Origin of the sequence: Streptomyces sp. E2N166 (genome assembly GCF_003671715.1) — a bacterium.
GTDB lineage: Bacteria > Actinomycetota > Actinomycetes > Streptomycetales > Streptomycetaceae > Streptomyces > Streptomyces thinghirensis.
In genome coordinates this window covers 2,050,946-2,069,657 of sequence record NZ_RAIF01000032.1, presented here as the reverse complement: position 1 = coordinate 2,069,657, position 18,712 = coordinate 2,050,946, and the positions used below count along the sequence as shown (strand labels likewise).

The window sequence follows — 18,712 nt, the reverse complement described above, 5'->3', positions numbered from 1 at the left end:
AGCGACGTGGGTTGTCAGGCCACGTCGTTCTCTCGCTCGATCGCCTTGAGGCGGTTCTTGAGCCGGTAGCTGGGGCCGTTGATGGAGATCACTTCGCAGTGGTGGAGGAGCCGGTCGAGGATGGCGGTGGCGAGGACCTCGTCGCCGAAGACCTGGCCCCATTCGCTGAAGGTCTTGTTCGAGGTCAGGATGATCGAGCCCTTCTCGTAGCGCTTGGAGATGACCTGGAAGACCAGGTTCGCCTCGGCTCGTTCGAGGGGCTGGTAGCCGACCTCGTCGACGACGAGAACGCTGGGCCGCAGGTAGGTGCCGAGCTTGTTCGTCAGACGGCCGGCGGCTTCGGCGGCTTTGAGGTTGCGAACCATGTCGTCGAGGCTGGTGAAATAGATCGAGTAACCGGCCCGGCAGGCCGCAACCGCGAGCGCGACGGCGATGTGCGTCTTGCCGACCCCGGGCGGCCCGAGCAGGGCGGCGTTCGCCTTGCCGTCGACGAACGAGAGGGTGGCCAGGTCCTTGACCTTGCGCGGGTCGAGGTCGGGCTGGAAGGAGAAGTCGTACTCGTCGAGCGTCTTGTGGTGCGGCAGCTTCGAGAGTCGCAGGCCCTGGCGGAAGCGGCGGTCGTCGCGGACGGCGAGTTCCTCGGACAGGACCAGGTCGAGGAAATCGAGGTAGCCCATCTTCCCCTCGTCGGCCCGCCGGGTGTACTCGTTGATCGTTTCGGCCAGGTGGGGCAGGCCGAGCTTGCCGGCCGTATTGCGGATGCGGGTGGAGACCAGCTCGCTCAAGACGTTTCCCTCGTGCTCGGACGGGTGGTGAAGGGACGGGTTCCGGTCAGCTCGTCATAGACCGACAGCGGACGGCGGCCGACCTCGACGCGGGTGGCCGCAGCCCGGTTCAGCAGTGCCTGCAGAGGTCCGGCCTCCTCGCCCAGTGGACGTTCATGGCGAGGTCGTGGCAGGACATCGCCGGTGGTGGTGCGGCGTCCCTTGCCGGTGGGCAGGCCATCCCAGTGGGTCTCTTCGACAACGCGGACCCCGCGGCCGATCGCCCGCGGATGGGTGGCCAGCAGCGTCTCGCCGCTGCTGTCCACGATGGTGGAGTGCAGCATGACCTGCGACTTCGTGGCCCTGATCTCCACCAGCTGACGCGGTCGGACCCTGCGGGCAGGCACCGAGTAGAGGTTGCCGCCGAAGGCGACCAGGCAGTCCTTGCCGACCGGCCGCAGATGCCGCTCGGCCACCAGATACGGAGTCTCCGGCAGCGGCTTGAGGGCCATGTGGTCGCGGGCCGCCCGCTCGCCGATGATCTGCTGGTGAGTCCTGTGGGCCTGAGCCCGTCGCTGCGGCCCCCATGCGGCGAAGGCGGCGTCCATCTCCTCCACGGAGGAGAAGGACCGGCCGGACAGGACGTGGTCACGGACGATCAGGACCTGCCGTTCGACACGGCCCTTGCCGGTGGGCCGGTAGGCGGCCAGGACGTCGATATCGAAGTCGTAGTGGCCCGCGAACCCGACCGCTTCCGGATGCAGCGGGACCGCCTCGCCCGGAGCGACGTGCCGTCGGACGACCGTCTTCGTGCGGTCGTAGACGATCGTCATCGGGACGCCACCGAAGTGAGCGAAGGCCCTCCGGTGGCAGTCGAAGAACGTCTGGAGGTCCTGGCTGGTGGTGAAGCAGCAGAACGGGTCGCGCGAGTACGACAGCGTCATGTGGAAGGAGTACACCTTCGGAATGCCCATGTGGGCGAGGATCTTGCCCTCGTCGCCCCAGTCGACCTGGGCCTGGGCACCGGGGATGACCTCGAAGCGGCGGTGCATGCCGGCGAGTTCCTTCGGCGTGATGCCGAGCTCCTCGGCGATGCGAGGCCGGGCTTCCTGAACGTAGAGCTTGACCCTCTGGTAGTTGCCGGTGAACCCGTACTCCGCGGTCAGCCGCCCGTGGATCACCGCGGCCTTCATCAGGATCTCCGCCCGGAGCATCGAGTCGACCAGCGGCGCGAACTCGTCGATCACCCTCGCCTTCGACCGCCCGTTCGGCGACCGGCGCGGCGGGGTCGCCGGACCTGGTGCCGACAGATACTTGCGGACCGTCTTCCGGTCCAGCCCGGTCTCCCGGGCCACCTCCGAGAGGCTGATCACCCCGGACTCCAACAGACCCCGGAAGCGCCGCAGTTCCAACCATCGATGCGGATCCAAGACCACCGTCGACCGCCTTCCGCCGCCTCTCACCGACCAAGCAGCAGAGTGTCGAGCAGAGGATCTCAACGCATCAACAACTGTCCCTTTTCATCCGTACGCGGGTGGGGACGTTCACGTGTACGCCGACAACTGCAGTTGGCGCTGGGTCCGCCCTCCCAATCAGTCCCACGCATCGCTGTCACCAGACACCCGCGCGAGGCCCAACCGCTCCGATGACCGCGCCTGTCAGGGGCAAGGAATGACTTGATACCTGCCTGACAGGCGGCCCATCGCACCGGGTATCAGGCGCGGCGGGCGGCCCACACCGTGCGCTCGGTGCGTACGGCGAGGTCCTCGCGGAGCAGCAGGCTGTTCGGGCTGCTGGTGTCCAGGAGCTCGTCCAGCGCGGCGAGGTCCTCGGGGCTGAGAGCCGGGGCGGCGACGCTGCGAATTCGCTGCAGAATGCCGTAGGCGTAGCGGCCGACCGCTTCGCTGCGCGCCCCTGCGACGCTGACAGTGAGGGTGCGATCGTCCTCGACGGTGAAACCGGCGGCGGTCAGCATCGGCCCCCAGTCGGCGCCGCGGTGCGGAACGCGCTCGGCGTGGAAGCTGTTGGTCGCAGCATGGGCGCGCTCTTCGAGGCCGGGCCGGTTCTCCGGGGCGTGGGCGGGCAGGAAGCGGGGGACGCCCGCGAGCTCGACGACGGCGAACAGGCCGCCAGGGGCAAGTAGTTCGCGGGCGTTGCGCAGGGCGCGTTCGGGGTTCGCCATGTGGTGCATCGAGGCCGAGGCCCACACCAGGTCCGGCTGGCCGAGGTCGGGCCAGTCGTCGTGGTCGAGGTCGGCCTGCACGGTCCGTACGCGCTCCTGGATGCCGCGGGCGCATGCCTTCTCGCGCAGGAACTTCAGGTGCTCGGCGGAGGTGTCGACGGCGGTGATGTGCGCATCGGGGAAGCGTTCGAGGAGGGCGAAGGTGCCCGCGCCGGTGCCACAGCCCAGGTCCACGATGTGGCGGGGCTCGTCCTTCAGCGGCAGCCAGGCGGTGATTGACGCGATGTGCTCGGCGAGCACCTCGGCATCCAGGTCGAGGATCTCCGCCTGACCGCCGTCGCTGTGCGCATGGTGTCCGCCATGGCCGTGGGGGTGGTGACCGCCGTTGCCGTGGTGGGGGGTGTGCTGATGAGTGTGGGTCATGACTCCACCGTAAGCCGACCATGCGCCTGCCGCACGCCTTGTTGCGCATAAGGCAAAGAGACGGTCTGGCGCACTGCCCGGCACGCAAGATCGCCCGCTTTGCCGGACCTCCCACCCGGCCACGGCCCGCTATGCGCAGGGGCCCTGGGCGCCCGTGCAGTCGGCTTCGGAGTCGTCGGTGTCGACGTCTTTCTGGTGGCCACGTCGGGCGTCGCGGTCGAAAATGCCCAGGATCTCGCAGGGGCCGCCCTCGGCGCCGAGGGCGTGCGGCATCATGGTCGGGAACTCGGCGGCCTGGTTGGTCTCGATGCGATAGCGACGGTGGCCGAGCATGAGGACGGCGGTGCCGGACAGGACGACGAACCACTCGCGGCCGGGATGGGCGCGCATGCGGGCCGGATTGTCGGGCGGCGGGTCGGTCAGCCGCTGACGCATCACGCTCACGCCGGGGTCGCTCTTCACGGGCCAGCGCATCAAGCCGTGAGCGCCGTCGATCATCGGGCTGATGACGACATCGTCCGCGGCGTTCTCCACGAGCTGGTCCAAAGTGGTGTCCAGGGCGCGCGCGAGAGTGACGAGCTGGTCCAGGGCGAGGCGACGCTGACCGTTCTCGATGCGGCTCAGTGAGGACTGGCTGAGGTTGGCCCGGGATGCCAGCTCCTCCAGGGACCAGCCCTGTGCGACGCGCAGCGCGCGGATCCGTTTGCGTACGAGGCTGTCCAGCTGCCCATCTTCTTGCTTCATGGGCAACATCATATGCCTTTGATGCAAAACGGGCTTAACGTCGAACACAGGTGGTCCGGACGGGGCTCCCCATCACACCCAACTGGCGACCGGTCTTGTCCCGGCGCTGATTCCGCATGCCTTTTTGGAAGGAAACCATGAGTACCCATCAGCCTCCACAGACGCCGGAATCGCCGGTCGGCGCAGTAGGTGCGCCGGATGCGCGTCAGCTGCGCGCGATCCTGATCACCGTCTCGATCGCTTTGATGGCTGTCATCGCCTCGGTGTCGGGGCTTAGCGTCGCCCAGACCCACCTGGCCGTCGAGTTCGGCGCCTCGCAGACCGCCGTCCTGTGGATGATCAACAGCTACACCCTCGCCCTGTCCGCGCTGCTGCTGCCGCTCGGCGCCATCGGTGACCGCCTGGGCCGCAAGCCCATGTTGATCGCGGGGTTGGTCACCTTCGGCGCCGCCAGCGTCCTCGCGGGACTCGCCCCGACGGCCGGGGTAATGATCGCGGCCCGGGTGGCCGCCGGCGTCAGCGCCGCGATGATCATGCCGATCACCCTGGCCGTCATCACCTCCACCTTCCCGGAGGAGGAACGCGGCAAGGCGATCGGTGTGTGGACCGGTGTCGCCGGAGGCGGCGGCATCGTGGGCATGTTCCTCTCCGCCCTGCTGGTCGACGTCGCCGACTGGCGCTGGCTGTTCGTACTGCCCGTGGTCCTGGGGGCCGTGTCGCTGGCGATGACACTGAAGTCGGTGCCCAACTCCCGCGAACGCTCCGCCCATTCCTTCGACACGATTGGCGCGCTGCTCTCCATCATCGCCGTGACTGGTCTCATCTTCGTCCTGCAGGAAGGCCCCGAGCGCGGCTGGACCGCCCCCATCACGCTGGTCAGCCTGGCCGTCGGCGTCGCCGCCGCCGTCGCCTTCGTGGCCTGGGAGCTGCGCCGCCGCGATGCCTCGCTGTTGGACGTACGCCTGTTCCGTGAGCGCGGCCAGGCCGGCGGCTCGATCACCCTGCTGGTCGTCTTCGGTGTCCAGGCCGGTATCGCCGTGGTCCTCTTCCCGTTCTTCCAGGCTGTGCTCGGCATGTCGGGGCTGCTGTCGACCGTGGCGCTGATGCCGATGGCCGTCATGATGATGACGGGCTCGGGCCTGGCCCCCAAGGTGGCCGCCAAGATCGGCGCCCGCTCCACCATGACGGTCGGCGTCGCCCTGTCCGCGTTCGGCCTGGCGCTGATGGCGATGTTCGTATCCGTGGACGGCGGCTACCTGTCCCTCCTGGCCGGCATGATCGTCATGGGTATCGGCATGGGCCTGTCGATGACGCCCTCCACCGAGGCCATCACCGGCTCCCTGCCCCGCGCCAAGCAGGGCGTCGCCTCCGCGCTCAACGACGTCACCCGCGAGTTCGGCACCGCTCTCGGAATCGCGATGCTCGGCGCGCTCCTGGCCAGCGGCTACCGCAGCGCCATCGACGGCAAGCTCGACGGCATCCCCGACGGGGCCGCGGACACCGCACGCGAGGGCATCGCCAACGCCATCGAGGTCGCGCCCGCCACCGGACGCCACGCCCAGGATCTGATCCACGCCGCGCAGCAGTCCTTCGTCGACGGCTGGCAGCAGTCCATGTGGGTCGGCGCCGCCGTCATGGCCGCCCTGCTCGTCTACGTCGCCCTGCGCGGCCCAAAGAACACCGCACCCCGCCAACCCGACGCCGAGGCAGCCCCCGAGACCGGGGTCACGGTGAACGTCGCCGCTCGCTGACCTCGCACAAACCCCGTGCGGGCGGAGCACGACGCCGCTCGCACGGCAGTCCGCCGTCGGGTACACCTCGACCACGGGGTGTACCCGACTGCCGTACATCGCCTGCGCGCAACCCGATTCCCCCGATCACACGCAGGAGCAGCGCCCATGACCACGATCGAGCTGACCACGGACAACTTCGACGAGGTCACCTCCGGAAACGACTTCGTGATCATCGACTTCTCGGCCGAATGGGGCAGACCTTGCACGCTCGGGCCCGCCTTCGAGCAGGTCTCGAACAAGCATGAGGGCGTCGTACTCGCCAGGTCGACACCGAGGCACAGCGGGAACTGGCGCAGGCATGCGAGATCACATCGATCCCCACCTTCATGATCGTGCGCGAACAGATCGCCATCTTCCGCCGGCCCGGCTCCCTGCCCGAGGAGAACTCGACGACCTCATTCACCAGGCGCGCAGCCTCGACATGGACGCATTGCGCGCTGCCGGCACCGCAGGAGACAAAAACCTGTAGGTACCCCTACCTGAACTTCGCCCTATCGTGATCGCGTAACGCAGTACGGGTGGAAGTCGTTGTGGTCATCTCCGTCGAAGTACACGACGTCCTCGCCCAGGCCCGACTACTCGGCCACCACGGGTTGGAGTGTGGTCTTGCACGATTCCTGGGGCCCACCCAGCACGAGCATGCGGGGAGTCGCCTGCGGCGTCACCCTGGCCAGCGGGGGCAGCACGTCCTCGGGGATGATCTCGCTGATCTGCTCGTCTGTGAGGTGACGGGGCGCGGTGTCCTGTTCAGGCATTGCTGCTGCCGGCGCGCACGGTCCAGGCGGCCCGGCATCTCTCGGAGGATCGCCGCGACGCTGTCCCGGTCGTCGGCCGTCCGGCGCCGGCCTTCCGCCTCCGGGCCTCGTGCCGCCGCTGCTGCCGTCCTGACTCGCACCGTGCGTCCCAGCGCGGTGCGAGCTCAGCGATCAACTCGCCGAGACGTCGCTCCTGTCTACCCTCACCCGTATGACGATCGACTGGATAGCGGAAGCCCAACGCCTGGCCCATGGGCGACGCTTTGACGAGTTCAGCAGCCCGGCCTCGGGACAGGACTCCTCCCCGGCGCCGCTGTCCGAAGCACACGTCTGCGAGGCGGAGGCGGAACTGGGCATTGTCTTTCCCGTCGAATACCGGGAGTACTTGCTCCGACAGAGCGCTGGCGGCGCGATGAACCGCCTACGCCGAACCGCGGCAGGCTGGGGCTGGCAGGGAGACTCAAGCACCAACTACGACCTGCTCACCGTTGCCTTCCCACATCCTGACTCCTACCGCGCTTACGAAGACGAGTTGGACGCACGCGAGCCGCTGGAAGAGAACTTCCCGGACCAGGACGCCTACCAGCAGGCATGGAAGCAGTGGGATGCGGAGTACGAGGTGTTCCAGGAACGCAAGACGTCCGGCGCCGTGTTCATCCGGGACAACGGTTGTGGCTTCTCGACCCTGCTCGTCGTCACTGGTCCGCACCGAGGCACCATGTGGTTCGACGGCCGCGCGACCTGTGACCAGATCCTCCCGCTCCACCTGGACGGTCGGCCCGTGTCGTTCACGGACTGGCTCGGTCGGAGTTCCATGGATCTGCTCGACTGGTGAACGCGCCGAGCGGACGCCCGGCCAGGTCAGGAGCCGTCGGATCAATCGCGGGTCAGGTCGTTAGCGGGAATTCCCCAGCGGCGGCCACTTGGCGGGGAGCTATCTGGCCGCCGGTGGTCACTCTGCGTTCCCGGATGGTCCGGTCGTTCTTGATCGGTCCCGGCGGCAGCTAACGGGCTCGTGCACGGTAGGGCCTGGCTCCGGTGGCACCTGGGTGGGGTTGTTGCACATGCCGTAGCGGCATGTGGTGGGGTCGGGGCACCACAGCACGAAAGGCTCTGTCTGCGATGTACCCCTCCCTCACGCCTCCCCGACAGGTCAAGATCGGTGATGCCGCCGCGTTCGCCGGAATCACCCCACGCGCCATCCGCCACTACCACGAGATCGGTCTGCTGCCGGAGCCCGAGCGCGGCGGGGACGGCCGCCGCCGCTACGGCTATGACGACATGACCCGCCTGCTGTGGATCCGCAAGATGGCTGATGCCGGTATCAGCCTGGACGACATGCGGGCCGCCTTCGGCGAAGCCCGGGACGAACCTGGAGACGAAGCCCTGGACCAAGCCCCGGATATCGAGTCGGTCCTGAGCAGGCTGGAGGAAACCTTGGCGGCGCAGGAGGCCGCCGTCAAACGTCGGCGCGCGGCTGTCCAGCGCCTGCAGGCAGTGGGCAGCCCGCTGGGGCTGCTCTCCGAACTGGTCACGGACCGGCTCAGCCACCTGCCCCCGGGCGCGTTGCGTCCCTCCGATCTGGACGCCCTGCTAGTCACGGAACGGATCTTCGGGCCGCTGGGCGCCGCCATCCAGGCCAGCACGTTCATCGTGCTGGCCACCCACCCCGACCTGCGGGCCGAGGAGGACCGTCTTGAGGCGGCCGAGGCCGCCCTCGACGATGGTGTCGACCCCGACGACCCGCGCGTCGAAGAGCTCGCCGTACAGCGATGCGCTCACCAAATGGCCCTGAATCAGGCCATCGAGGCAGCTGGCCTCGACGCGGTCGAGGAGAAGATCTTCGACCTCTACGACGCCGACCTGAACGAGGAGGAGGGCACAGAGATGAGTGCCGCCGCAGCGATCACCAAGATGCCTTACGACTTCTCTCCTGCCCGGATGCGCTGCGTGGAACTCGCCGGACGGCTCTTCGACGAGGCCCTAGCCGACACCCGCTCCGCGGACAGCTGATCGCCTGTGCCCGGCACTGACGTGGCCCGACAACCGGTCGCGGTTCATCCGCATGTGACCGATCGGGTCAGAGCCGTGACCAAGAGTGACATCACAACTGGCTGTACGCGGGGATTCCGAACTGGCCGCTGACACGGGGGCATGCTGAGGCCATGAGCGATGCCCCGAGGATCAGCACCCTGGCGACGGACGTGGCTCGCTTCTGCACGGAGGCGGAGCAGTTGGTGCCCGCGCAACGGCTCCGGCTGGTCGCCCAGCTGCGGGACGCTCTGGAGGCGGTGACCGGCCAGGCCCTGGACACGGCAATGTCCGCAGCCAAAACGGCATCGCGTGCATGCACATCCGCCCCCCGCGGATACGCGAGCGAGCCCTGGATCGCATCGGTCCGGGTGTGGTTGAGCGCCCACAGTTGGCGGGGATTGCCGACTGTGGCGCTCAGGTGGACGCCTGTGCTGAGGCGACGACTATCACCTGATGACGACGATGCAGGTCGCCTGGTTCCCGTATTCCTCGGCCTCCGACCGGCACTCCTCCTCGTTGGCCTCGGTGCTGCGGCTCATCACCCAGAGAACTGCAACGAAGGTCGCCAGCACGACGAGGCCGACGAGGATCCCCACCACGATGTCCTTCATCCTTCTTGGCCACCTTCGTAGAAGCCGCACCACGCCGCACCCAGGGTAGAAGGACTCGTTGGGAGCGGTCCCCAAACTTTGGAAAGAGTAGTTCGGGGCGTTGCTGCTACAGGTCGAACGCGAGGTGTTCGATGTCCGTGAACCGGACTTCCTCCAGGCTGCCGACGCGACGGCCGCCGTCCTGGAAGTACACCCGCCTTGAGAGCTTCGGCCGCGATCTCCTGGAGCTGGGCGTCGCTGGCGCCGACTTCCTGGGCGTCGAAGAGGCGGGCGGCGTGCTGCGGGGGCAGGGCGACGGTCAGGTGCCGGATGCGGTCCTGGTCCGTCGACCCGATCGGCGCGGTGTAGCCCATGCGGGCGCGGGTATCGATGACGATGCCGCCCGTGCTGGCCGCCTGCTGCCGGCCTTCGCCCGGATCTGCGGCTGCCAGCGCTTCTTCACCTCGCGTTCCAGGCGAGCGGCGAGTTCGGGCCGGGGCTTCTTGATCTGGTCCTTCACGTACCGTTCGACGGTGCGCTGGGAGATCCGCAGCATCTGGGCGACCGCCTCTGCGCGGGAGCGCTCTTGGGTGCGGGGCGGGTGAACGCCTTCTGCACCGCGGCTTCCAGGCCGTCCCCGAACAGGCTCATCGTGGCCTTCTCCTACTCTCCGTTGTCGACGTCGGTGACGGTGCGAAGGTGCGGCGGGTGCACCCCGAGTTCCGACAGGCGAACCGGCGGACCCTCAACTGAAGAACAACGCTTCGTCCGGCGCTGGGCACATCAGCGGGAAACCGCAGGTAGGAACCATCAATCCGGTTCGACCAGACCCCGCACGCCGGGCAAGCGGCACTGTTCACAGTGCATTCCATGTCGACCCGCACTATCGCGATGCTCACGTCCACCGACAGCACCGCAACGTCCGCGATCGACGGGAACAAAAACGCCTTCAACCGGAGCAAGATCTCTTCCACGGTGCCGAACTGTCGTCCCAACCGCCCTTACCACAGCTCATTTTCGGGTGACTTCACCTACTGCCCGGAGGAGCGCAGCCGTCACTTAGCGTGGCCGCTTCACAGAAGTTGAGCCAGAACCCGAGAACGGAAGGCACCTCGTGGACCCGCCCGCCGGGTGAAGGTAGGCGTCGGCTGGGCCACGCGCCGACGTCAGCGCGTCCCGTAGGGTGATCTGATGTTCGATCGTTTGGAGATCAGGGTGTTGCCGCCGGGACCCCGGTTCGCTGCTCAGTTGCGGCTCTGGATCAACGGCGAGGATCTGGTCGAAGAGGCGGTCGGTGAAGGCGGCCGCGGACCGTACGCGGCCGATGCGCTGCCGGCCGGCCGACCCAGCCCTCTCCGGGCGACTGGCGAGGCACGCCGCTTGGAGCTGGGGGAACCGGACTGCACCGGTGGCTGCTGCGGCTTCTTGACCGTGGTCGTGCAGCGGTTCGGGGAGATCGTGCAGTGGTCGAACTGGGAGGTTCCGTCGGAGGCGCACACCCTCGTGCCCAACCCTCCGCCCGAGCTCCACTTCGACGCGAGTCAGTACGACGCCGAAGTGGCTCGCTCTGAGGCGGACCGCTGGTGGCAGGTGCACCCGTAGCCCAGCACCGCGCGCCGCCGCCCGGCTGCGGGCTCTTGCATCACTCCATCCGCCATTCGAGGCGTTTCACCGGGTCCCCGTCGATCACCACGGGCGCCCCGGACATACCCGGCACGGCCATGGTCGGAGGCACCTCGACCACTCGAGGAACCTGCCGGTACGTTCGCCCGATACCCCGGACACCGGAACCGGATTCCAGACCGTCCGCGATCTCGGCAAACGTCTTCCCGAGGCTGTCCCATCGGATCACGCCCCACACATCGGAGCCCTCGTAGTCGATCTCCCGGACCGTGCCATAGGTGTCGCCGGGGCGGTGATCCACCGCGAGGTGCTCTCCGGCATTGGTGATCGCGACGGGGACCCAGAATGCGTACGCGTTCGGCGGGTCCCAAGGCCCCTCGGGCTCCACGCCGTCGTCCGTGAACTCGGCACGAAAATCCTCGAACGCTTCCCTAAAGCGCTCCGACCCGCCCGCCACCCCCTCCGCTCTGATCGGGGAGGACCGGAACGGCCAGATGGAACACAGGGCGGCGACCACCGGCGGCATCGTGATCGACACTCGCGCCCGCATGGGCTTCACCGCGCCGATCGGGTCGACGGACCACGACCGCTTCCGGCGCCTGACCGTCGCCCTGCCCCCGCAGCACGCCGCCCGCCTCTTCGACGCCCATCAAGCCGGCGCCACCGACCAGCAGTTCCAGGACATCGCAGCCGAAGCGCTCAAGGAGGTCTACTTCCAGGACAGCGGCCGCCGCGCCGTCAGCCTGGAGGAGGTCCGGTTCACGGACATCGAGCACCTCGAGTTCGACCTGTAGACGCCGAGGCCCCGAACAGCCCACGAGCCCCAGTGTGACTGAGCGCTTCGCCTGGCGAGTGAGCGGCTGAGTTGGCGACTGGAGCGTGGGGTGCTGACGGTGTGGTGAGCCGTGCATGAGTCACAGTCGAATCGGCCGGACGGAACGCAAACACTGTGGTCAGTGCCAGTGAGCGACGATTGGGCTGTCAGTGGCTGACTCTAGGGTCAGCCCTATGACAGCAGACCTGGTCCAGGATTCATGGAGCCGCATCGACGCGTGGCTGCGCGAGCACGCGCCTCGCACTTTCGCCACGCTCCGGCCGCCTGCGGGAGATGAGGAGATTGCGGCAGCACAGGAGGAACTGGGCGCCACCTTTCCTCCGGACCTGGTTGCTTCACTGCTCCGGCACAACGGGGCACTGGATGGACCAGAGGCTTTCCGGTTCAGCACGCACGACCGGCTACTCGGAGTGAGTGGGATCCTCGAGGACACCGAGTTCATGCGCAACGTCGCCGACGGCCTTGACGAGGAGGAGGCCGAGGACTACTGGCATCACGGCTACGTGAAGTTCGGTTCGTATGGGGTAACGGCGGACGGTCTCTTGATCGATTGCCGCACTGGGCGGGGCTCCTTCGGCGCGATCGGACGGTTCTTCGACGAGACCGGCACCAGCTTCGGGGAGGCCGACTCACTTGGCGGGTACCTGGCAGAGCTGGCTGGCCAGCTCGAGCAAGGCCGGGATGCTGGTGTCGTTAGCTTCAACGGCCGGCTGCTCTGGGAGCGGGCTATGCCTACCCACCCGGAGTGGGGCAGTGCCGACGATCCTCTTCCCGCACCGGATGAGCAGCTACCGGAGCTGGACCTCTCCTGCTGTCCCACCGACCCCCTCCACGCGATCTACTTGGACGGACTGGAGGAACTCGGTGCACTGCTCGCGGTCCTGCCGCGGGAGCGGGTGGCCGAGGCCGCTCGGAAGCAACTGCGCAGACTGGTGGTCGAAACGGGCCTCAACAAGTACCCGGAGGTCAAGTCAGCCCTGGACGCGTTGGAACGGGGTGAAGCCCCATCACGGCCGGACCAGACCGACCCGTTGGCCCTGCGACTACGCGCGGTGCTCGTGCAGGCGAACGCCCACCGAGACGACACCCGCAGGTGGGCTGCGGAGAAAATGGCACACGGGATCTGGGGCTCGCCTTACAGGTCTGTGTACGAGAGCGCGGGCCTCCGCAGGCGTCTTACGGTCGACTGGCGCTCTGACCTGTATGCAGACCTGGGCCGACCGCCGCTGCCACCGATACCCGACGAACAATTCTGGGGAACTCTGCGCAACCCCGCCATCGACTCCAGCTGGTACGCAGCTCAGTACGTCCAAGACCAGGACTGACCCCAGAGGCTCCGGTCTCGCGTGAGCGCTTCATCTGGCGAGACTTACCAGATGAAGCGCTCAGTCACACCCAGTGAGCGGATGCACGATAGTTGTCACCAAGGCAGGCATGCTGTCACCAGGGCCACCGGGTGGCGAGTGCTGAGCGGGGTTCGGGGCCCCGGTGCAGTGTCAGCTGTCCACTCCGGCTTCCTGCTTGCGTCGGCGCAGCACATGGTCGCTGAAGAGGTGCCGGCTCCGGTCGAGCAGTTCACCTACTTCCGCGTTGCCGCGTGGCTCATCCGGTGCGGGATACCAGCGTTGTACTGATTGCGCGGCCCAGGTGCGCAGCTTGACATCGGGGTCTTCGAGCAGACCGACCGCCGTCCGTAGGGCCACGATGCCGCCGCGCGCGTCGAGCAGCCGGAAGGCACCGACGCGGACGTGCCGCGGCCGCTGAAAGCTGGTGCGCTCCCATAGCCAGTCGGCGGGCAGGTCCTTCGCCGAGGGCAGCAGGGCGGTGGCGGTCTCACGGACGACTGCGGCGGCAAAGTCGTCGAGGAGCGGCCGCAACTGCTTCGCATCCGCGCAGTCCAGTTCCCGCAGTCCTGTCACCGCTCTCGCCCGTACCCCGGCTTCCGGGTGCACGAGCAGCGGCCGCAGCAGCCAGGCATCCGCGCGGTTCCCGCACTCGGCCAGCCCGATCACCGCACCGGGCGGCAACTGAGGGTCGTGCGGGGCCGTGCACCGCTCCCGGTACCAAGCCGCCGGGTCGCCTCCATGCTGTCGTACGACATACCGGGCACACGCACGTACGAGCGCGGAACGGTCGCCGAGAAACGGTTCCGCCTGCTCCGGCCGCCCCGCCCGTCTCAGCGCGGTGACGCCGGCCGAACGGGTACGCGGGTTGCGTGCGGACAGCAGTAGAGGCAGCACACCCTCGTAGGCATCTCCGCCCGCGAGAGCCGTGAGTGCCGCTGTGGCACACAGGTCCTGGACCACGGTGTCGTGGTCCGTGGCAGCCGCGCGGGCCAGCTCAGCGGGGCCGAGCAGTCGGTCCTCGATGGCCAACCGGTATGCGAACCGCCGGACGACGCGGTCGGGGTTCGCGAAGAGAACCGAGAGCTGAGCGTGGGATGCCCGGCGCAGGATCTCGCCCAGCACATCGACGCCGAAGGCACCTCTGTCGCGGCGGCCGACACGGAGGATCAGCGGCGCGAGGCCGGGGGCGGAGTTCACGCTCAGAGCCTCGCGCAGCAACTGCCGGGCATGTTCGCGCACCGGACCAGCCCAGTCGGCACAGCGGATCACGACCAACGGCAGCAGGCCGGGGTAGCGGACGGACAGATCCAATGCCTCCTGACGGATCCGCCCGTCGCGGTGGCAGAGGGCGAGCGCGAGCCGAGGCTCGTCGAGCTGAGTCAGATCGGCAGGCAGTGGGGCAAGGTGCTCCCACTCCGGCAGGAACTGAGGGCGGTACCGGGCCACTTCCCGTACTCCTGCGTCCAGCGTGAGCCAGGCGGAGGGGTCGGCGACATCAAGCGCGCGGTGAAGCGGCGCACCTCCCGCAAGCCGCGTCGCCGCCGCCCCGTCCTCGACGTCTTCAGGCATTCCCGCCCTCCCCAGCAGTCGTACCAGGTGATCGTAGGGGGCAGGAGCCGCGTCCAGCGCGCGAAATACGGCCTGTGAGCGCCGACCGCCGCTCGGCGCCCTGCCCACCAGAAGCCGAACGCGGTGACATCGCCCCTGCTTCGCTTGCCGCTGGTGACAGGTGGCGCGCCGCACCGGTGACAACCACCATGCTTTGCCCTATAGAAGCCGCAGGTCAGCGGATGCCGTGGGGGACAACTATGGTGATGTGGGAGAACAGCCGGTGCTCGATCTTGTTCCACTTCGAGGTACCGGGAGGCAGGTGACACACGGTGATCTCCAGACCCGCCTCGGCGGCGAGGTCGGACAAATGGGTTTTCCAGCCGCGGCTGCGGTAGCCGTTGGAACCTCCGCCGTCGGCGGTGATCAGCAGCCGGCGAGAGCGGGGGTAGTCGTGCCGGCCGACCGCCCGCCACCAGCGGCGGATCGAGGCGACGGCGAACGCCGCGGTGTCGTGATCGGTGCCGATGCTGACCCAGCCGGTGTCCGCCGCCAGGTCGTAGATCCCGTACGGAATCGCCTTCTCAGCCTGGCCGGGAAGTCGTGCGTGCTGACCCTCACGGGCTGTCCGGCGGGCCGCCATTCGTGCCCGGCGTTCTTGTAGTCGCCGATCAGCTCCTTCTTCTTGGTGTCCACGCTGATCACCGGGGCTCCGGCGTCCCGGTGGTCACGTGCCTGCTCGTTGAGGTAGTGGAACTGGGCGCCCCGGTCCGGGTGTTGGGCGCCTTCGATGGTCTTGGCGTTGCCCTGCAGCCTGAAGCCTTCCTCCCGCAGCAAGCCGGCGACGGTGTCGGCGGAGACCCGGTGGCCCTGCCGGGTCAACTCCGCTGCCAGTTTCCGGGTCGAACTTCGTCGTCCAGCGCAGCGGCGACATCGGATCGCCCCGCTCGTCGGGCTCGACCAACACCAACAGCGCCGGTCGCAGCCCCGCATCCAGCTCGGTCGCCTTCTTCCGGCCTCCACCAGGACGACGGACCCGCCCCAACGGGGCCTGGCCGGACTCAAGTTCAGCCACCCCGCGCGAGACTGTGCCCTCCCGCACCCCGGCGGCAGCGGCGACGAGCCTGATCCCGCCATGCCCCAGCGACCGCGCTTCCGCCCCTATGGCCAGTCGACGCTGACGCTCGTCAAGACGCGGCAACAACGCTGGTCCACCTGAAGCCCCTCCACCCGCACCCGGGCAGCGGTCTCCCGCTCTTCCAGCACCATGACCGACGCCACGGGCCACTTCCACATCGTCGAGGAGAAAATGACCGCCCGAACCCTCCCACGACGACGCCGGAACCATGCTCGACCAGCGGAAACTCAGTGATCACATCCGGAAAGACAACGGCCTTCTCACGCAGGGAGGGTCCACGTTACCGGGTCCTGCTCCCGGGAGCCTGCGTCGCGCAGTGGTGGGCGACAGTGTCGGCGAAGGTGCGGGCCAGAGGTGATAGGGCGTCCCAGCGGCGCACGGCCCACCCTGCAGTAAGGCCGGGGAGGGCGGAAATGGGGACGAAGCGCAGGCCGAAGTGGCCGGGGCCGCGCCAGCGGGGGAGCATGGGAACAATGGCATGACCCAGCCCCAGTTCGGCCAGCAGGACCGCAGTGTCCCAGTCGGCGACACTGGTGTCGAAGACGGGGTGTACACCGGATTCCCCAAGCCAGACGTCGAGTTGTGAGCGGGAGGTGGAGTTCTCGGGGAGCCCGATGAGCCGGGCGTCTTGCAGGTCTGCGGGTTCGATGAAGGGCTTGTCAGCCAGCGGATCGTCGGCGGTCACAGCAAGCACCCAGGGTAGTTCGACAACCGGGCGCTGCTCGATACCGCGGACCGGGGGCCCGAGGGTGATCCAGGCGAGGTCGAGTCCGTCGGTGGCGAGTGCATCGAAGCAGCTGCGGCTGGAGGTCTCAGTCTGGAACTCCAGGCTGACATGGGGGAAGCGCTGACGGAAGTCGACGATGGCGGCCGACATGAAGTGCCGGACGGTGGTGGCTCCGGTGGTGATCCGCACCGCACCGCCGTCTCCTCGTGCGATTTCGTCGAGGCGACGCAAGGCGTGGTCGATGCTGCCGAGCCCATTGATGACCGCGGAGTGCAGGACGTGCCCAGCAGGGGTCGGTATGACCCCACGCGGTTGCCGCTCGAACAGACTGAGTCCCAGTTCCCGCTCGAGCCTCTTCACGTGCTGACTGACCGCCGACTGTGTGCACATCAGGTCGCGGGCAGCGGCACTCAGTGAGCCCGCCTGGCACACGGCGGCAAAGACGCGAAGATCATCAAGAGTCACAGCCACCCAAGGTATCGCTTGGGTACAGACAAGCAAATGCGAGGATTGACTTGGATTTACGCGATGCTTGATTATCAGTGCAGGGCCCCGGGCGGCAACCCGCCCTGACTTCGCAACGATCCGGACGTGAGGCGAAGGCACGGCGGGTGCCGACCCGTCACGCGCCGAGAGGACCACCGCCATGTCCACCCCGCCCGCCGTCACGGCTCGGGCCACCGCCCTGCTGCGCCGGCTCGGCGCCGCGAACATCGAGTACCCCGGCGGCACCCTCCTCGCCCATCTGCAAGGGTCCAGCAACAGCTCGCCGCCTGGTGCGCCCGCCCTGCCCTGCAACTCGCGGGCCTGTGCCACGCCTTCTATGGCACCGACGGATTCGCCACCGCACTACTCCCCCGCGACCGCCGCAGAGAGCTGGCCACGGTGATCGGCGCCGAAGCCGAAGCACTGGTGTACTTCTACGCCAGTTGCGACAGGAACGCCTCCTGCCCGCCGTTGGACGATGCCGACCCCGCGTTCCGCGATCGGTTCACCGGCCGCACCCTCGCCCCGAACCTCGGGCTGCGGCAAGACCTCACCGAGCTGTCCGCCGCCAACGAACTCGACATCGCCCGAGTCGACCCCGCATTCCACGAGCGCTGGGGGCCTGACCTCCTCGTCCTCTTCACCCGCCTCCGAATGCTGCTGAGCCCGCCCGCCTGGAAGGACTGCCACACAGTGCTCACCACCCCATCCTCCACCGCCGACGGCCCCGCGCGCCGATCCACCGTGACGGTCCTGGGCCCGGGAGGCGTCGGCGGCCTGCTCGCCGCGCTGCTGTCCCGCGCCGGCCACCGGGTCGTCTGCCTGTCCGGCGAGACAACCGCGCAGGCACTCCGCCAGAACGGCCTGCGCGTACGCAGCCGGCAATTCGGCGACTTCACCGCCGAGGTGGAGGCGGACACCATGCTGCACGAGCCGGTCGACCTGTGTCTGGTGACCGTCAAGCACACCACCCTGGGTGCGGCGTTGGAGCGGATCCCGCCCGCCATGCTCGACAACGGCCTTGTGCTGCCCCTCCTCAATGGCATTGAGCATCCCGAAGCTCTGCGCCGACGGTACGGTGTCGACCGGGTTGCGCCCGGGGTCATCCGGGTCGAGTCGACCCGCGTCTCGCCGGGCGTCATCGAACACGGCAGCCCCTTCACCGAGATCGATCTGGCCGGGCCGGCACAACGGCTGGAGGACCTGGCTGCCATGTTGCAAGCCGCCGGGGTGCAGGCTCGGGTGGCCGAGGACGAGACCGCCCTACTCTGGGCCAAACTGGCCTTCCTCGCGCCCTTCGCACTGCTTACGACGCGGTACGGGCTCACCATCGGCGGCGTCAGGACCGAGCGTCGGCGGGAACTGGTAGCGCTCGTCGAGGAGACCGCCGCTGTCAGTCGGGCCTGCGGCGCCCCCGCCGACCCCGCGAAGGCTCTGGCGCTGTACGACGCCTTCCCAGCCGGAGCGAAGTCCTCGATGCAACGCGACGCGGAGGCGGGGCGTCAGCTGGAACTGGACGCCATCGGCGGGGCACTGCTGCGGGCCGCTCGTCGACACAACGTCGCCGTACCCGTCGTCACTCGGTTCGTGACCGAGTTGGCCACTGATTGAGAAGGGCAGCAAAGCCCTCTGACTTGCCGAAGCACTCCGGGCGCCAGCACCAGCACTCGACTGAAGGCCGGTGCGCTCACCGACCGGTGCCCACCTTCGCCGGACTTCCTGCC

The 18,712-nt window shown here is 68.2% G+C and carries 17 protein-coding genes and 4 pseudogenes; 9 read left to right on the top strand and 12 right to left on the bottom strand.

Going from position 1 to position 18,712, the window contains the following annotated elements:
- Positions 1-14: 14 nt before the first annotated feature.
- From istB to EBH09_RS36590, 4 genes are all read right to left on the bottom strand, one after another.
- A complete protein-coding gene (gene istB / locus EBH09_RS36605; RefSeq protein WP_121751022.1) occupies positions 15-785 on the bottom strand; it encodes an IS21-like element helper ATPase IstB in 771 nt (256 codons plus the stop codon).
- A complete protein-coding gene (gene istA / locus EBH09_RS36600; protein ID WP_193776719.1) occupies positions 782-2,200 on the bottom strand; it encodes an IS21 family transposase in 1,419 nt (472 codons plus the stop codon). Before istA ends, istB begins: the two co-directional genes overlap by 4 nt.
- A gap of 278 nt (positions 2,201-2,478) precedes the next feature.
- Entirely contained in the window at positions 2,479-3,369 is an 891-nt protein-coding gene (locus EBH09_RS36595) for a class I SAM-dependent methyltransferase (RefSeq protein WP_121751020.1), read from the bottom strand.
- A 129-nt stretch (positions 3,370-3,498) separates the two neighbouring features.
- On the bottom strand, positions 3,499-4,113 hold the full coding sequence (locus tag EBH09_RS36590; RefSeq protein ID WP_193776718.1) for a helix-turn-helix transcriptional regulator: 615 nt from the start codon (positions 4,111-4,113) through the stop codon (positions 3,499-3,501).
- A 137-nt stretch (positions 4,114-4,250) separates the two neighbouring features.
- On the opposite strand from EBH09_RS36590, the gene EBH09_RS36585 reads away from it, so the two are divergent.
- Both EBH09_RS36585 and EBH09_RS36580 read left to right on the top strand, forming a co-directional pair.
- Complete coding sequence (locus EBH09_RS36585; RefSeq protein ID WP_121751019.1) at positions 4,251-5,864, top strand: MFS transporter; 1,614 nt, start codon at positions 4,251-4,253, stop codon at positions 5,862-5,864.
- Between the two features lie 147 nt (positions 5,865-6,011).
- Positions 6,012-6,375: pseudogene (locus tag EBH09_RS36580) on the top strand (thioredoxin family protein).
- Between the two features lie 106 nt (positions 6,376-6,481).
- On the opposite strand, the gene EBH09_RS36575 reads toward EBH09_RS36580, so the two are convergent.
- Entirely contained in the window at positions 6,482-6,661 is a 180-nt protein-coding gene (locus tag EBH09_RS36575) for a hypothetical protein (protein WP_121751018.1), read from the bottom strand.
- A 211-nt stretch (positions 6,662-6,872) separates the two neighbouring features.
- Here EBH09_RS36575 and EBH09_RS36570 point away from each other — a divergent pair, with 211 nt between their 5' ends.
- Both EBH09_RS36570 and EBH09_RS36565 read left to right on the top strand, forming a co-directional pair.
- Positions 6,873-7,496, top strand: coding sequence for an SMI1/KNR4 family protein (locus EBH09_RS36570; RefSeq protein WP_238697555.1), 624 nt, complete (start codon positions 6,873-6,875; stop codon positions 7,494-7,496).
- 287 nt (positions 7,497-7,783) lie between these two features.
- A complete protein-coding gene (locus EBH09_RS36565; RefSeq protein ID WP_121751017.1) occupies positions 7,784-8,674 on the top strand; it encodes a MerR family transcriptional regulator in 891 nt (296 codons plus the stop codon).
- Between the two features lie 467 nt (positions 8,675-9,141).
- Here the strand turns inward: EBH09_RS36565 and EBH09_RS38155 are convergent, their stop codons facing one another.
- The 3 genes and pseudogenes from EBH09_RS38155 to EBH09_RS39690 form a co-directional block, all read right to left on the bottom strand.
- Positions 9,142-9,306, bottom strand: coding sequence for a hypothetical protein (locus EBH09_RS38155; protein ID WP_193776717.1), 165 nt, complete (start codon positions 9,304-9,306; stop codon positions 9,142-9,144).
- A 106-nt stretch (positions 9,307-9,412) separates the two neighbouring features.
- Positions 9,413-9,936: pseudogene (locus tag EBH09_RS36560) on the bottom strand (XRE family transcriptional regulator).
- Positions 9,933-10,157 carry a transposase family protein gene (locus EBH09_RS39690; RefSeq protein WP_238697599.1) on the bottom strand — a complete coding sequence of 75 codons (225 nt, stop codon included), beginning with the start codon at positions 10,155-10,157 and terminating at the stop codon, positions 9,933-9,935. The pseudogene EBH09_RS36560 and the gene EBH09_RS39690 overlap by 4 nt, the downstream one beginning before the upstream one ends.
- Before the next feature lie 319 nt (positions 10,158-10,476).
- Here EBH09_RS39690 and EBH09_RS36550 point away from each other — a divergent pair, with 319 nt between their 5' ends.
- On the top strand, positions 10,477-10,887 hold the full coding sequence (locus tag EBH09_RS36550) for a hypothetical protein (protein ID WP_121751016.1): 411 nt from the start codon (positions 10,477-10,479) through the stop codon (positions 10,885-10,887).
- Between the two features lie 40 nt (positions 10,888-10,927).
- Here EBH09_RS36550 and EBH09_RS36545 read toward each other — a convergent pair whose 3' ends face one another.
- Positions 10,928-11,425: a hypothetical protein gene (locus EBH09_RS36545; RefSeq protein ID WP_193776716.1), complete on the bottom strand. Its 498-nt coding sequence runs from the start codon at positions 11,423-11,425 to the stop codon at positions 10,928-10,930.
- Here EBH09_RS36545 and EBH09_RS36540 point away from each other — a divergent pair.
- A pseudogene (locus tag EBH09_RS36540) lies at positions 11,412-11,702 on the top strand (XRE family transcriptional regulator); the annotation flags it as partial. The gene EBH09_RS36545 and the pseudogene EBH09_RS36540 overlap by 14 nt on opposite strands.
- Positions 11,703-11,916: 214 nt before the next feature.
- Positions 11,917-13,068, top strand: coding sequence for an SMI1/KNR4 family protein (locus EBH09_RS36535; RefSeq protein WP_121751015.1), 1,152 nt, complete (start codon positions 11,917-11,919; stop codon positions 13,066-13,068).
- A gap of 171 nt (positions 13,069-13,239) precedes the next feature.
- Here EBH09_RS36535 and EBH09_RS36530 read toward each other — a convergent pair whose 3' ends face one another.
- The 3 genes from EBH09_RS36530 to EBH09_RS36520 form a co-directional block, all read right to left on the bottom strand.
- On the bottom strand, positions 13,240-14,658 hold the full coding sequence (locus EBH09_RS36530) for a hypothetical protein (protein WP_238697554.1): 1,419 nt from the start codon (positions 14,656-14,658) through the stop codon (positions 13,240-13,242).
- A 214-nt stretch (positions 14,659-14,872) separates the two neighbouring features.
- Positions 14,873-15,280, bottom strand: coding sequence for an ISAzo13 family transposase (locus EBH09_RS39890; protein WP_274595162.1), 408 nt, complete (start codon positions 15,278-15,280; stop codon positions 14,873-14,875).
- Positions 15,281-16,055: 775 nt separating this feature from the next.
- Positions 16,056-16,967 carry a LysR family transcriptional regulator gene (locus tag EBH09_RS36520; RefSeq protein ID WP_121751013.1) on the bottom strand — a complete coding sequence of 304 codons (912 nt, stop codon included), beginning with the start codon at positions 16,965-16,967 and terminating at the stop codon, positions 16,056-16,058.
- Between the two features lie 181 nt (positions 16,968-17,148).
- Between EBH09_RS36520 and EBH09_RS39685 the strand changes: the two are divergent.
- A pseudogene (locus tag EBH09_RS39685) lies at positions 17,149-17,687 on the top strand (DUF6817 domain-containing protein); the annotation flags it as partial.
- Positions 17,682-18,599 (top strand): 2-dehydropantoate 2-reductase, encoded by a 918-nt coding sequence (locus tag EBH09_RS36515; RefSeq protein WP_238697598.1) that lies wholly within the window; start codon positions 17,682-17,684, stop codon positions 18,597-18,599. The pseudogene EBH09_RS39685 and the gene EBH09_RS36515, both read left to right, overlap by 6 nt.
- The last annotated feature ends 113 nt before the right edge of the window (positions 18,600-18,712 follow it).